Origin of the sequence: Gardnerella sp. Marseille-Q9185, assembly GCF_046508745.1 — a bacterium.
In the GTDB taxonomy this organism is placed as follows: Bacteria; Actinomycetota; Actinomycetes; order Actinomycetales; family Bifidobacteriaceae; genus Bifidobacterium; species Bifidobacterium greenwoodii.
In genome coordinates this window covers 13,508-28,613 of the sequence record NZ_JBKFWK010000002.1, presented here as the reverse complement: position 1 = coordinate 28,613, position 15,106 = coordinate 13,508, and the positions used below count along the sequence as shown (strand labels likewise).

Genomic DNA, 15,106 nt, shown 5'->3' with positions numbered 1-15,106 from the left:
ACGTTCGTTTTATTTTGCTACATAGATTTTGATATTTAGTTTTGATATACAAAAATGGCTCCAAGCAAAAGCCTGAAGCCATTTTGTAAAATATATATTCTGCGAAACTTAACGCTTCGAGAACTGAGGTGCACGACGTGCCTTGTGCAAACCAGCCTTCTTGCGTTCCACAACGCGAGCGTCGCGGGTCAAGAAGCCAGCCTTCTTCAAAGCAATACGGTTTGCATCGCGATCGATGGAATTCAATGCACGAGCAACACCCAAGCGAATAGCGCCAGCCTGGCCGGTAGTGCCGCCGCCGTCAACGAGGACTACGACGTCGAACTTGCCTTCAAGCTTGAGCAACACGATTGGTGAATTCACTTCGCGCTGCAATAAGCGAGATGGGAAGTACTCTTCCAAAGTGCGACCATTGATGGTCCACTTACCAGAGCCTGGAACCAAACGTACACGAGCTACAGCTTCCTTACGACGACCAGTGCCGTAGCCTGGCTCGATTGCGGAAGTGCCGGTGCCTGCACCAGCGTTAGTTTCAGTAGTGTAGCTAGTCAGTTCTTCTTCGTTTTCAAGAACCGCGGAGTTGTTATTTTCTGCCATATCTATTCTCCTTGATCTCACTTAGCCTGCTGAGAGACCTGAGCGATCTCGAAGACCTGTGGCTTCTGCGAAGTGTGCGGATGCTCAGCGCCAGTGAACACACGAAGGCGGTCAAGCTGCACCTTAGCAAGACGATTCTTTGGAAGCATGCCCTTGACAGCAGCCATGATAATACGCTTTGGATTCTTCTCCAAAAGCTCTGCATAGCTATCACGACGAAGGCCGCCTGGACGACCAGAGTGGGAATACAGTTCCTTGCTCAACTTATTGCCAGTCAAAGCAATCTTTTCAGCGTTAATAATAATAACGTGATTGCCAGAATCAGCATGAGGAGCAAACGTTGGCTTATTCTTACCACGCAGCAAGATTGCTACCTGAGAGGCCAAACGACCAAGTACCACGTCAGTGGCATCGATGATGTACCAGTCATGAGTCAAATCTGCTGGTTTCGGTGTGAAAGTCTTCACAATCGTACCTTTTCTCTATTGTGTTTCGAGCTTTGTATTTTCTTGGTTTATAGAAAATACGTTACTCATAATCCGTGGGCTCCCTGAAAGTCCTCGATGGCGAGTGGGAAAAGCGCTTTGAAGGACCCCTTAGGGAAACACAACAATCTGCAAGTATATCGCCAAGTGGCGACTACTTGCAAATGTCTATTTTATATAAGGCTGAGACGAATACAAAACAAATTGCTAAACAAATTGCTAAACAAATTGCTAAACAAAATAAATCACAAGATGTTATGCATTCATAATCGCAGCCAGCGAGCGCACACGAGGCAAATCAAACATAGTATCCAAAGACACCGGATTGCCGTCACCATCAGCTAACGGAATACGCCAATTTGGATACTCGTCATTCGTTCCAGGCTGATTTTGCGCACGATACTCACCAACTGCATCAACCAAAGAAGCAGCAAGCAAACGTGAAGGAGCATCCTTCAAAGCACGATACAACGCCTCAATAATCTCCTGAGTATGAGCATCCTCATCCTCAAGCAACTGAGCATCCAAATAACCGCCCTTAACTAACATGCGCATCATGGCACGATGCTCTGCTTCAGCTCCAGCGCGAAATTCTTCAACAGAACCCGTAAGCAAGTGCAAACGCTCACGAATATTAACCTGCTCATAGCGCAAATAACCAGCAGCAGGAGGTAAATCGTGGGTATTTACAGAAGCAAGTGTCATTTCGCGCCACTTATCTGGAGAACGGAATTCACCATCTTGCACCTCGAACCATTCAACCGTGCAACCAAGCACAGCCTTCTTGCGCAGCACATCCAAAGCATTTGCAGGCAAAACACCCAAATCTTCGCCAACAACTACACCGTGAGCGCGAGCGGCTTCGATTGCCAAAATGCCAAGCATAATGTCAGCATCGTAGTAAACGTAAGCACCACCACTTGGAGCTGAACCTTCTGGAATCCACCATAAGCGGAAAAGTCCAAGAATGTGATCAATTCGCACAGCACCAGCTGAAGCAAACATTCCATGAACCATATCTCGGTATGTTTTAAAACCAGTGCGCTCAAGCTCAAACGGATGCAGTGGAGGCTGTGACCAATCCTGGCCCTGCTGATTGAAGTAATCAGGCGGAGCACCAACGGTAGCGCCGTTAGCAAATCTCTCTGGATTCCACCAAACTTCAGATCCTGCAGGATGCACACCAACAGCCATATCTGACATAATGCCAATTTTCATTCCAGCAGCACGTGCAGCAACTTGAGCATCATGCAATTGCGTAAAAGCAACCCATTCAAGCCAACGATAAAACTCAAGAGTATCCGGGAAGCGCTTAGCTAATTCGCGCACTTGGTCAGAATCTTTAGTAAGAGTCTTCTCCCAGCAATCGTCACCCTTTGGAGCACCCCACTTGTCGTAGCAAAGGCACCATGTGGCATAGGATTCAAGACGCTCGCCCATTTCCTGCTTAAACTCGTCAAAAACACGAGTGCGATTTTCTGGCATGCCAGCCTTGAAAATCAGCCAAAGTGCACGCATTTTTACTCGCCACATAGAATCTCTATCAATGATTTGAGCATCGTTATTAAGAGGATCTACCTGGGCATGTAATTTTTCGACTTCTTTTCGAGTTTTATCGTCCAACGTAGCGTACTCAGGAATACTTTCTGGACGAATATACGTTACGTTTACCATTCCCCTAGCAACTGGCAAGTACGGAGATGGTGTAAGTGGAGTCACAGGCTCACCTGCATGCATTGGGTTAATTAACACAAAGTCAGCGCCAGTTTTTTTCTTAGCTTCAGCAAGAAGAGTTGCTAAATCTGCAAAATCGCCAACACCCCAAGACTTTGAAGAACGGATTGAATAAAGCTGAGCCATCCATCCCCAAAGCTGCTCACCGTTTGCTTCAAGAGAATCAAGTGTAGTTATACTTTCTGGAGCACTAATAAGTGTTGCTTCTTCTTGACGCTCTCCAACAGTTACTCGCAAAGTGTGGTAGCCCATTGGCAAATCTTCAGGAATTTTAATTAAAGACGTAGCTACAAACTTGCCATTTACAGGGTATGCAGTGGTGTTATCGTTAGGTACGATTTCTAATTCACCCTCATACTGTTCGCCGTTTTCCAACGTAATAGCTGCCACTGGATACTCGAGAATTCCAGTATTCACAGTTACTTCATCGCACTTTCCAACAGTATGTAAAACCGTTGGAGCAACAATACGCCCGTGACGGTAAGTCAAAACATCTTGCATAGATTTTTCTATTGCAGCATCGCTAGAAGCATCTACGCCTAATGCGGCTAAAACAGACACCAATACGTTATCTTGAATTTCGTGTTCTTTATTGTCGGAACCAACGTAACGCACACCTACGCCCATTAATTCTGCTAGGCGATGCAGTGGCGACGCTTCTGTCACTTCTTCTGTTTTATTATTCATGTGTTCCATTATTCGCGAGAGCAACGACCGCGCGCCGCCAAAGCTACATCTTCCGACTTGTCGTTGCACAAAGTTTGCAAAACATTCTGCGGAACTCCAGGATTTAGCGCAACTGCTCTACGCACCATAGTCGCCAATACGCCTGGAGCGTTTTCTTCTATACTTACTCCAAGAGATGCAAGATATTGCAAGGTTTTCGCGCTTACACCATCTACTTGTGCACCTTCTAAACGCATTTTCCAAGATGCTTTTGGATTACACAATGCGGCATCGCGAACTTTAGGGCAAGAATCTTTTGTAAGTCTTCCAACTAACCAATTTTTAGCATCGTGATTTTCAGCAACAGCAAGACGAACATCATCTGCGCAATCTTCCGAAAGTTTCACTAGTATATTTGGGAATGGCATTGAAGTAGCTAAGTAGATTCTGTCTTCTTCTGGAGTATTTGCGTTTCCAGCAACAGCTTCTAGTAAAGAAGTGGCTCTAGAAAACGCGGCTTGATCAGACCTATCTGGCAACTTACGTCTAGCAAATTCGTGAAGTTCTGCAGAATCCTCACTATGGCGCAAATGCTCATATACTGCGGTTAAAGGCTCATATTCTGCATCATTATTTGACTGCTCTTGATTATTCGTACTCATAAAATCACCTTTAACGCTTTATGTCGATTAGCTTATTATTTAGAGTACCATCTGCTTTCGGCACAACACTTCAGGAACAACACTTCCAGAAAAAGCATTTTTAACTAGCAAAAGAAATTCTTCCGATTTATAAGTTGGTACGGAAATATTTAGAGTAATATCAACTCCATAATTTTCGCTGTCAATTGCGCCTTCTACTTGATTGACTATATGCTGCAACATGCGCAATTGCTGGTATTTAAGATTGCAAGCAAAACTAACGCAAGAAACAATATCTACGATTTTTGCTGCTGCAACCGCCATACTTGCAGACTTAGCATAAGCTCGCGTTAATCCGCCCGAGCCAAGTAAAATACCGCCAAAGTAGCGCGTTACTGTTACTACACAATCAGTTAAATTCGCTGAGCGTAAAACATCAAGTATTGGTTTTCCAGCTGTTCCGGAAGGCTCGCCGTCATCGCTCATTCGTTCGCATAATTGCGCTCCACGCATTCCGCATATAGCAGCATACGCAACGTGACGCGCTTTAGGATTCGCAACTTTAACCGACTGCACAAAATCCAGAGCTTCATCAAGAGTTGTTACATGACAAATATTGCCAATAAATTCTGATTTTTTCTCAACAAACGCATCATGCGCAGGATTAGAAGAATCTTCTTGCACTGTGCGTAAAACAGCGTGCAAAACAGTATTCGAAACAGTATGCGAAACTGGCACTATATACTAGGCCTTTTCGTAGCGAAGCAAACGATCAATAATCTCAGTAACATCTTCCATTGCTTGCTTTGCGCCTTCAGCCGTGCCTGTTTCAACAGCACGATGTATATCACTATTGACATGCTCACGCGCAGTCAGCACAGCTAATGAATGCAATGCAGCTGTTGCAGCAGAAAGTTGCATAAGAACATCTTTGCATTCAGCATCTTTCTCAATCATAGTATTGATAGCACTAAGCTGCCCTTGCACTCTATGCAAGCGTACTAACAGTTTATTTTTATCAATATCATAATCTTTCATTGCTGCTCCCTCTTCTATAAAAGCACAGTAACATATATGTCATAACGTCATACCCAATATAGTACAAGCTGACATACTACTCATATTATGCGCAAATTGTAAAGTAATTACAACAAAAATTTGACGCGCTAATCATATTTTTTGAAAAATTCATAAGATTAACGCGCCAAATTCCGAATATTCCTAGGAATAAGTACTATACCAATCTACGTTTCAATTGGCGAGCACCACCGTGACGCGCATTGTCGAATTTGCGTCCGTGTCTAGGAATTACAGCAACAAATCGCCCTAGGAACATTCCACTAGCGAATGTTAGTGTTGTTAGTGAAAGAAGCATTACAGTCGCACCCGAAACGCCAGTAACAGCCAGTGAAGATGGGTTCGTATTTGTTATTTCACCACTATCATCTTTATCTAATCTGTTATCCGACAATTCATCCAAATTGTTCGGAGTAGACTGTGTATTACTTTTTCCACTCTTATCGTTATTCCCATTATTGCCATCCGCAAAACCAAAATTATTTAGATCAATTGGATAATTTGAATTTGCATCAGACTTACCGCCTGCACCGCCTTTACCACTTTTGTTGTTTTCGCCATTTACACCTTGATTGTCAAAATCATCTTGATCATCCTGATTCTGATCTCCATAAGAGCGCGCAGAATTATCCATCACCTGCACAGTTTCACCCTCTACACCCAAAACATGAGTAGCTAAAGGATGCCCTTGAGCATCGAAAACTTCCGCCTTCCAATAAACAATTCCGTCGTGGTTCAAAGTAATATCAGCAGATTTAACGGTAATCGGAGATTTCTTGCTATCTTCAGATTGCTTATCCGTAATATTTACGCGCGATTCAGGCATAATCTCATCGCTTTGTGCAGATGTTACAGAGTTAGCAGCCGGTGAAGCATGAGGCGCATCAGTTGCTTTTCCTTTTTCTTCTGCATTGGACTTTAGAGAAGAGGACTTGTATTTATCGTTAGCATTATCGTCACCATACGCATATGCGCTAAATACTACGTAGCTTCCCTTTGGAACGTCACCGGTAATACGAGCATTGTCATGGAACTTTTCTCCAACCTGCACTTTATCGTCACTAACTCTAGTTGTTACAGATACAGGATGAATCAAAGCAGTTGGTTCCACATACGTGCGGCTCCACAAATTGTCGTACGCCGATTTATAAGCTACAGCGCGCGAAGATCCAGGAAAATCGTACACAAACACATACCAGCCTGAAGCACTATTCTTATCGGCACGAATATGCACGTTATTTTCCAAAACTTTCGGCTCAGTAGTAGACCTATCAGTTCCAGCAATAGGTCTAAGCGTAATATTTCCGTTGCCAATCTTGTAGACGCCATTAACTGCAGGAACATCCCACTTAGCAATCAAATGATGATGACTATCTTCTTTTGGCTCTTGCGCGGACGGCTCGCCTTTAGATCCAGGCATATAGTTTTCGTTATCTTTTTTAGTAGGATTTTCTGTGCCAGCACCAGCCCACCAAACGCGAATATGCGCTTTTTTATCTTCGTTAAAGCCGTAACTGTTATTCCCCTTAAAAGATCCATAAGTTTCAGGAAGACCTCTTACAGTAATTTCATTAACAATTTCCGTATTAAGCCCAACAGTTTGCTGCTTAGCAACAATGTCTGAACTTACAGTTGCTTGATGAACAGCCGTAGTGTCAGTAGAACCAAATAGCTGCACAACATCATCTTTCAAAAACTCTCGGTCAGATTTATTCTGAGCATCGCGAGAAATAATCCAAACCCATGTGCCAAACGATCCTGCTTCTAAATCATTTACTTTATAAGCTTCTGCTTTATCAAGATCAGAGGCTGTAATATCGCCATTAGCACGTTTTGCTACTGCAGTTATAGTTTCGCCAGAATTAGAGAAATTAGCTTTTGCCGCAGCAACTTGACGCAAATTAGGCATAGAACGCATGCGATTCAAGTACTCTTTAGCAGATTCACCACTATTTCGCTGTTGAATATGCAAAATATCTTCAGCAGAACCTACAAAATAGTAGCCTTGCGCGCGAAGACGAACATTTTCTGGCCAAGAATCATTTCCTGCAACACCGCTAGTTACAGTACTATCTACCTGCTCTCCCGCACGCAGCTCATGCTTTGATATTTTCGACTTAAGCAACGGCTGGAAAGTTTTTTCTACACTAAACTGAAAATCTTGTGGATACCATGTATTTTCAAAAGATCTAATCACATCTTGACCATTTGGAGAGAATAAACGTTCAGCTTTTGGAGCGTTAAAAGAAACCTCAACTCGAGCATTTCCAGCATCAAGCGCGTTCCAAGTAATATCTAAACCTTCTTTTTTAGATTTCCCTTCAAAAGACTCAGATCCGTTAGCAAATTTAATAAGATTATTTGAGGATTTTACTTTAATAGGTACTCCTCCTAAAGAATCTCCATTAGAATTTTGCAGACTAATATGCATTACGCCAACGCGCTTGCCCTTAGTGTAATCATTTTTTAGCACAGCCTTAACCGGAGTTTCTTTAACACCCTGCTGCCACAACTCATCTGCCTTATTCCTTAAAGTTTCTGTTTCAACGCCTACAAATCCGTTTTCAACAACCTCCTTCCATCTATCTTGATTAATATCAAAACGACTATGAATCATAAACGCCAAAGCAGCCTGAGTTAGATCATCGTCATTGTTGTTGTGCGTTTTAATAATATTTGCAGCAATACGATAATCTTCACCATTCATCTGCTTAATATCGCCTTTGTAATCTATAAATACGGAAGATTCAATGCAAAAAATAGAATTCTTTCTACCTCCCCACTTATCCCTAACAGGACCGAGCCTTAGCCTTGCAAGCCTTTCACTTAGCCATTCAACAGTATTCGACTTTTTGTAATAATAACCCGTTAATTTATCGACAGATCCCATAGCAATTTGCGAACAAAGCACCGAAGGAACTAGTACTGCGGAAGTAAACAATGCCAACATTTTGCGAATATTTTTTTGTTTCATGAGGTTTCGCAATTTATTTGCACAACTAAAACTAGTATGCTTCCCCAAATATGTTTCCATAAAAATCTCCTTTAACCCAACCCTTAATGCAATAGCGAATTATGAGAATAATTTTCTATTTGCATTGAGCACTAGAGTAAGCGCTCATAACATCAACTATGACTTTAGAAAAGATTTGCGTAAATATTTTTTTAGTATTGTGGTTAAAAGATAGTATTTGGATAAAAGTTATGCACAAATCCACAATTTGGGAAATAACCCGAAATCTTCCGCAAAAGCGACATAAACTACTACTCACCGCTGAGCAGTTTTGGTCGCTTACAGTAAAAATAAGAATTTACATACGAAGAAAGGCTTGGAGATAGCACCCCTACAGTGCCAAGCCCAAGCCCTTTAAAAAACCGGATCGTTTTCCCTAATAAACAGAACCGGCCTACACTCAACAGTTACACTAACGAACCGCACATAATCACACTGTAAAGAAAGAGATTTGGCAAAACAGTAGAATCATGCAAAAGCCCGAAAGTAAACCCGCTGCAAGAACATAAAGCCCTTACAGCACGTTGAGTGAAAGATTTAACAAGTGAGCGCACCATACTCACATACGGCACGCTCACAAATCATTAAACAATCAACACGATTAACGTGTTAAAAGCTTAGTGACGGATCTTGCGAAGAGCAGCACCCATGCCAGCAAGCACGGAAGCAGCAACAGCAGCCAAAGCTACAGCAGCACCGGTCTTAGCCAATGGAGCAGCAGCCTTCTTATCAGCAGCCTTCTTATCAGCAGCCTTCTTAGCGTCCTTAGCGCCGCTCAACTTGTTAATGCCGTCATGAACGCCACCAATGAACTTGTCAACAGCAGCCTTGCAATCAGCAAGCTTGCCTTCAACTTCCTTAACATCAGCATTGGCCTTATCGATAAGAACCTGAGTCTCATCCTGCTTAGCCTCAACGAGAGACTTAGAGATGTCAGAAGCAGCATGCATATCAACAGTTACAGCCTGCTCTTCTGCAGGACGAGACTGATCTACATAACGATTTGCTTCACGAGCATCGTAGTATGCAGTCCAAGCAGTCTGCAAAGCCTTGTACTGAGCATTCAAATCAGCCAACAAAGCCTTCAACTGTGGAAGGGTGTGACGAAGATAATTGCAGTCACCTAACTTATCGCGCAAGCCAAGAATCATATTCTCGATCTTGTTATAGTAATACTGAACAATGTTAAGCTGCTTAACAACTTCCTTACCCTTAGGAGTTTGGTTAAGCTTCTTAACAAGATCTGTTGAGGCACTAACTGCAGCTTCAGCATTATTGATGTTAGTATTTACACCATCACCAACCTTTGTCGCTGTGATTTTGACGTTATTATCCTTCTCCAACTTCTCGTTAAGCTTGTCCATAGTAGCTTTGAGAGATGGGTCTGCATTAACGGTGGCAGCAAGCTGCTTGCTGAGATCTTCAACTTCGTCAGCCATTGCTGGGGCGGCGAAAGCCAAACCGGAAACGAGGGTGGCGCCAGCAGCGAGTGCGGCGATAGCCTTCTTGTTAAACATAATATTTTCCTTTCTTCTTCTCCTTCGCGCTAGGTACACGAAGAAAAATTTGCTATGCAGCTCCAAGCGGAGCTACACACGCCTGTCAAACTAGGACTGACCGGCGCTTGCTATTTAAGATACCCCCCCCCGTTCGAAAAAGTCAAGAGCAAAAACAAGCGTCCAACACAGAAAATATCAACAAAACTGCGAAAATATTCCAGTAAAAGCGCGTAAAACCACAAAAAATACGCTAAACAACACTGTTTAATCGTAAAAAATACTATTTCAAGATTTTCAAAGATTTTTCTCAGAAAACTCTCAGGAAACTCGCACCCACCGCCCAACGCCGCCCGCAAACCCTTGAAAAACCGCCATTCTTAAACGACACGCCGTGCGCCCCCACGCACGCGCAAACGCCCTCGTCACCTATTCGTTACCAGCGCAGAGTGATTACTGCACCAGTAACACTAAACACCATTTATTCGTTACTAACGCAGATTGCCCACTGCGCTAACAACGCAAAACCCCATTTATTCGTTATCAGCGCAGAAACGCAGCTACATAAGTAACAAAAAACAAAAACTCCGGACTGCAAAAAGCAATCCGGAGCAATCCGCGGAGTCAGAGAGATTCGAACTCTCGAGCCGCTTACGCGACTAACACCTTAGCAGGGTGCCCCTATCGGCCACTCAGGCATGACTCCAATTATTTGTTGCGTACAATTAGCAACAGATTGACACTATAGCACCTCTTACGGACTGTAAACAAGCCCGACGCGACACACTTAAAATCAATCAAAACACTAAACAGGATTATGGTCGCCAGAGAACGTAACCACCACAGCACACATAACCAAAGCTATACCAGCAACATCTGTTAGAGTTGGAATCTCACCAAATCCCATTCCAATAACCACAGCAATTGCAGGATACAGTGCTTGCATAACAGAATATTTTGCAGAGCTAACGCGCTTAAGTAAAACCTGGTCCAGCAAAGCCGGGAAGAATGAAGCGCATACTGCAATCACAAGCATCAATGCAAGCAAAGCAAAGGATCCACCAGGCCTAGCAGCCCACGTAGCCTCCGCTTTAGGCCAAATAACATTCTTAACTGCAGGAACAGCAAGAACTGTAGATTGCAAAAGCCAGCCAATAAGAGCCGCAACACTTACGCGGTCAATAGCATGCGAAGCTTTTGCAATTTTTCGTCCGGAAACAATATACACGCCCCACATTAAGCCGCCAACAATAATAGCACATAAACCTATTAGAAAATGCTGACTTACTGCACTATGCATGGAAGCGCTTGCAAGTAAAGCAATTCCGCAAACAGCAATTACCATACCCGCTCTTTCACGCCATTCATGACCGGTAATAACAGCCACAAGCAGCGGGCCAATAAATTCTATAGTTACAGCCACACCTACAGGCATGCAGCTAATTGCCACATAAAACATGGTATTCATAGCAACTAAAGAAATTCCAACCGCAATAACAATAGCCCATTCACGCAAAGTTTTTGGCAACAAGCTACGCTTTGTGCGCGAAAATGGTCTTCTCCAAGCCAGTAGCATCAAAGTCATAAAACCAACGCGATACCACACAGCATAAAGTGGGTCTAGCTGACTAAACGCAACTTTTGCAACAGACGTAGCCGTATACACCATTACAGCTTCAATAACTATGATTAGCAGCACTGGCATGCGATGTAATACATTTACGACAAATTGCTTCATAGCAACAACCCTACATGAATATATAGGCGACATTCGCTTTTTTGCAAAAAACATTACTTTTTTCTATAAAATCGAACGTTTGTTCTATTATAAATTTATGAGTACAGCACCGAGAGTTCAGGCAGCAAAACGAGATTGGGGTCACGATACCTCCGGCTGTAACATACTTCATGTTGATATGGATGCGTTTTATGCTTCTTTAGAAGTTGCAAGACACCCGGAGCTTAAGGGAAAGCCTCTTATTATTGGCACAGGAAACCGTGCTGTAGTTTCTGCAGCAAGCTACGAGGCTCGCGCTTATGGTGTTAATTCAGCAATTCCTGTTGTTAAGGCTAGAAGTCTTTGCCCGCAGGGAGTTTTCTTGCCAGTTGACATACCTTACTATTCAAACGTTTCTAAAAGTATTTTTGAAGAAATTTTGTTGCATGTTACTAATCAAGTCGAAAAAGTTTCTGTTGACGAATGCTACATGAACGTTAAATCGGCTTTATTACAGTGGAAGTCACCTGTAAATATTGGGGCTTGGATACGAAAAGAAGTATTTGAAAAATATCATATTACATGCTCTGTTGGCATTGCCAGCAATAAACTTATTGCAAAAATGGCTTCAACTAATGCAAAACCTAATGGCATGCTTCTTATTCCGCAAAAATGTAATGAAGATTTTGTGTCAATAATGCCTTTGCGCGCAATACCAGGAATCGGCCCTTCTTTAATACATAAGCTTGAAGACTGGGGATTATCTACTGTTGCGTCACTTAAAAATGTTGATGAAAAAACGCTTGCTCGCATAACAGGCTCGCAAAGCATGGCAAGAATGATATATCAGTCTGTTAGGGGCATAGACGAACGCACTGTAGTACCGCGAGCGCCAGAAAAATCTATTGGCACCGAACGAACTTTAGATTCAGACACAACTAGCGAGCAAACTGTTCAACAATTACTGCAACAATGCTGCAGCGAAGTAACTCAGCATTTGCGAAATCGTAAGCTTATGGCGCGAACTATAACGCTAAAACTGCGATTTAGCGACTTGCATTATGTTACTAGATCTTCTACTTTGCAAAATGCCACTGATTCAACGCACGAGTTTTACAAGCACGCCATTGACTTGCTTTCTAAAGCTAATCCAACTGTTCATAATTACATTCTTGGAGGAAACAACACAAAGCTTTTAAGTCCGGTTCGCTTAGCTGGCATTACAGCGAATAATCTTGTGCCAGCAAATAAAGTTTCGCTGCAGCCTTCATTAAACGATATTCTGGAAGAAAATACGCGCGAATCTAAGAACCCTGCACAAAACAGCATATCTGCAATGAATAAAAATACTAGATTGCGTCATGCGGAGCACGCTTTAGATGCCGTTCGTAAAAAATATGGCGACGATGCAGCTCACATTGGATTGTAAACTCGCGCCATAAATAAACTCGCGCCACATCAAACAATACTTTGCAAGTAGTTAGCTACTTGCTTTGTCTGAGCGCGACGGTAAGGCTGCAACATGCTCTTCGTCCCATCCGGAAGCTCCAGCATCTGTAGCTCCGCCTAAATCTCCAAGCTTGTCGAAATAATCAACTGCAGCATCTCGATACCATTCCCAGCCTTCTGGCAAATCATCCTCGTAGAAAATAGCCTCTACCGGGCAAGCTGGCTCGCAAGCTCCGCAATCAACACACTCGTTCGGGTTAATATAAAGCGTGCGATCGCCTTCATAAATACAGTCCACAGGACATTCGTCTACGCATGCTTTATCTTTTACATCTACGCAAGGTTCTGCAATTACATATGGCATAATGCCCTCCTTTCTGTTTTTATGCAACTTTTCCATTATAGAACATTTTTGAAAAGTCTATAACACAAAAAGTCGGCATGCGAATTTAACCGTATGCCGACTTCTTGCTACTTAAATAATCTATTAATTTTGATTATTTTACTAAGATGCAGACTGTTAAGTTGCAAACTACTCAGATGCAGACTGAGGTGCAGCAGCTACCTCAGCTTCAGCCTCCGCGCGAGCTTGCTCTTCAGATTCTCCTTCAGCTACCTTTTCTGCAGCTGCAGCATCTTGAGCAAACAAGGTTTCAACCGGTACACCGAGCTTCTTGGCTTTACGCAACTGCCTTCCAAGTAGAGAGTTGCGGTAAGAGTAGCCGAAGTACACCGCAAAACCGATTGCCAGCCACACTGCAAAACGAATCCACGTAAGCACAGACAAGTTGAGCATGAGCCAGAATGTGGAAAGAGCTGCGAACATAGGAAGCCACGGATTGCCAGGAACACTGAACGAACGGTGCAAATCTGGTCTGCGCATACGCATAATCGGAACGCCTGCGGAAACAAGCAGGAATGCAGAAAGCGTACCAATATTAACCATGTCGGACAGAATACCAATATCGAGAGTGGAAGCAACAACTGCCACAACAATACCGGAAACAATCTGAAGCTTTGCAGGAATTCCACGCTTACTTACCTTAGAGAAGCTACGAGGAAGCAGGCCATCACGGCTAACAGCGAAGATAATTCGCGTAAGACCGAGCAAAAGAACCATTACAACGGTTGTTAAGCCAATAACAATACCGAGGGAAATAATCTTTGCAGCCCAAGTAGCTCCCACGAGTTCGAAGCTTGTAGAAAGCGAAGGAGCGGCTTGCTTTGCCAAATCCTTGTAGGAAACCATACCGGTTGTTACGACTGCAACGAGAATGTAAAGAGTGGTAACAATAAGCAAACCAAGACCAATGCCTCGTGGAATGTTCTTATGAGGATCCTTAGTTTCTTCTGCTGTGGTTGCCACAACGTCAAAACCGATGAATGCGAAGAACACGAGAGCCGCGCCGGAAAGAATGCCAGTAACACCATAAACGGCTGGCTGCATGCCAGTTACCCACTGCCACAAAGGCTGGCTCATAACGCCAGAAACTTCCATTCCCTTTACGTTAGCAACATCGGTTGCAGGTGGCACGAATGGCGTAAAGTTCGAAGCCTTAATGTAGAAGAATCCCACAACTACCACGAACAGAACAATACCAATCTTCAAGATTGTTAAAGCGCCGTCAAAGCGTGCAGAAAGCTTGGTTCCAAGAACAAGCATAGTTGTAAAGAATGCAACGATTATAATTGGAGCAACATCAACAGTAAAACCACCTAACTTAAAGTTGGTGGTCATATTCAAACCGAAAAGCTTCATTAAATCGTTAAGATACACACCCCAATACTTTGCGATTACCGAGCCGGCCATCAGCATTTCCAGGATCATATCCCAGCCAATAATCCAAGCAACAAGCTCGCCTACTGTAGTGTATGTGAATGTATAAGCAGATCCAGCAACAGGGATCATAGAAGCAAATTCTGCATAGCACATTGCAGCAGAACCGCACACAACGCCTGCAATAATAAAGCTAATAATTACAGCAGGGCCCGCGTGAAATGCTGCAGCCTGAGCGCCAACAGAGAAAATACCGGCGCCAACGGCAACGGCAACACCCATAACTGCCAGATCCCACGCATTTAACGTACGTTTAAGATGGCGATCACCATCCATCGTCTCTGCGATAGTCTGTTCAACAGACTTTTTTCTCCATATTTGCATAATAAACGCACTTTCGTTGATGTATAGGTATAAAGGTATTAGACGCAATTAGCAACGCACCAACGAATTG

12 protein-coding genes and 1 tRNA gene are annotated in these 15,106 nt (G+C 43.3%); 1 reads left to right on the top strand and 12 read right to left on the bottom strand.

The annotated features are described in order from the left end of the window. Positions 1–108: 108 nt before the first annotated feature. From rpsI to ACLD5M_RS02695, 10 genes are all read right to left on the bottom strand, one after another. Positions 109–597 (bottom strand): 30S ribosomal protein S9, encoded by a 489-nt coding sequence (gene rpsI, locus ACLD5M_RS02740; protein WP_004129066.1) that lies wholly within the window; start codon positions 595–597, stop codon positions 109–111. 17 nt (positions 598–614) lie between these two features. Continuing rightward, on the bottom strand, positions 615–1,064 hold the full coding sequence (rplM, locus tag ACLD5M_RS02735) for a 50S ribosomal protein L13 (protein WP_016636484.1): 450 nt from the start codon (positions 1,062–1,064) through the stop codon (positions 615–617). A gap of 273 nt (positions 1,065–1,337) precedes the next feature. Further along, positions 1,338–3,503: a 4-alpha-glucanotransferase gene (malQ, locus tag ACLD5M_RS02730; protein WP_410314559.1), complete on the bottom strand. Its 2,166-nt coding sequence runs from the start codon at positions 3,501–3,503 to the stop codon at positions 1,338–1,340. A gap of 8 nt (positions 3,504–3,511) precedes the next feature. After that, positions 3,512–4,144, bottom strand: a complete 633-nt coding sequence (locus ACLD5M_RS02725) for an AbrB family transcriptional regulator (RefSeq protein WP_410314558.1) — start codon at positions 4,142–4,144, stop codon at positions 3,512–3,514. 39 nt (positions 4,145–4,183) lie between these two features. Then, complete coding sequence (locus tag ACLD5M_RS02720) at positions 4,184–4,861, bottom strand: IMPACT family protein (RefSeq protein ID WP_410314557.1); 678 nt, start codon at positions 4,859–4,861, stop codon at positions 4,184–4,186. A gap of 6 nt (positions 4,862–4,867) precedes the next feature. Continuing rightward, complete coding sequence (locus ACLD5M_RS02715) at positions 4,868–5,161, bottom strand: metal-sensitive transcriptional regulator (RefSeq protein WP_004135739.1); 294 nt, start codon at positions 5,159–5,161, stop codon at positions 4,868–4,870. Between the two features lie 196 nt (positions 5,162–5,357). Next, a complete protein-coding gene (locus tag ACLD5M_RS02710) occupies positions 5,358–8,234 on the bottom strand; it encodes a peptidase (protein ID WP_410314556.1) in 2,877 nt (958 codons plus the stop codon). Positions 8,235–8,830: 596 nt separating this feature from the next. After that, entirely contained in the window at positions 8,831–9,730 is a 900-nt protein-coding gene (locus ACLD5M_RS02705) for a hypothetical protein (RefSeq protein ID WP_410314555.1), read from the bottom strand. A gap of 598 nt (positions 9,731–10,328) precedes the next feature. Next, positions 10,329–10,415 (bottom strand) — tRNA-Ser (locus ACLD5M_RS02700). Positions 10,416–10,514: 99 nt separating this feature from the next. Further along, positions 10,515–11,447: an EamA family transporter gene (locus ACLD5M_RS02695; protein ID WP_116794333.1), complete on the bottom strand. Its 933-nt coding sequence runs from the start codon at positions 11,445–11,447 to the stop codon at positions 10,515–10,517. 97 nt (positions 11,448–11,544) lie between these two features. Between ACLD5M_RS02695 and dinB the strand changes: the two genes are divergently transcribed. Next, positions 11,545–12,855 (top strand): DNA polymerase IV, encoded by a 1,311-nt coding sequence (gene dinB / locus ACLD5M_RS02690; protein ID WP_410314554.1) that lies wholly within the window; start codon positions 11,545–11,547, stop codon positions 12,853–12,855. Positions 12,856–12,906: 51 nt separating this feature from the next. Here dinB and fdxA read toward each other — a convergent pair whose 3' ends face one another. Together fdxA and ACLD5M_RS02680 are read right to left on the bottom strand one after the other, a co-directional pair. Further along, positions 12,907–13,239: a ferredoxin gene (gene fdxA / locus ACLD5M_RS02685; protein WP_004135750.1), complete on the bottom strand. Its 333-nt coding sequence runs from the start codon at positions 13,237–13,239 to the stop codon at positions 12,907–12,909. Between the two features lie 168 nt (positions 13,240–13,407). Beyond that, positions 13,408–15,036 (bottom strand): APC family permease, encoded by a 1,629-nt coding sequence (locus ACLD5M_RS02680; RefSeq protein ID WP_116794335.1) that lies wholly within the window; start codon positions 15,034–15,036, stop codon positions 13,408–13,410. Positions 15,037–15,106: the final 70 nt, after the last annotated feature.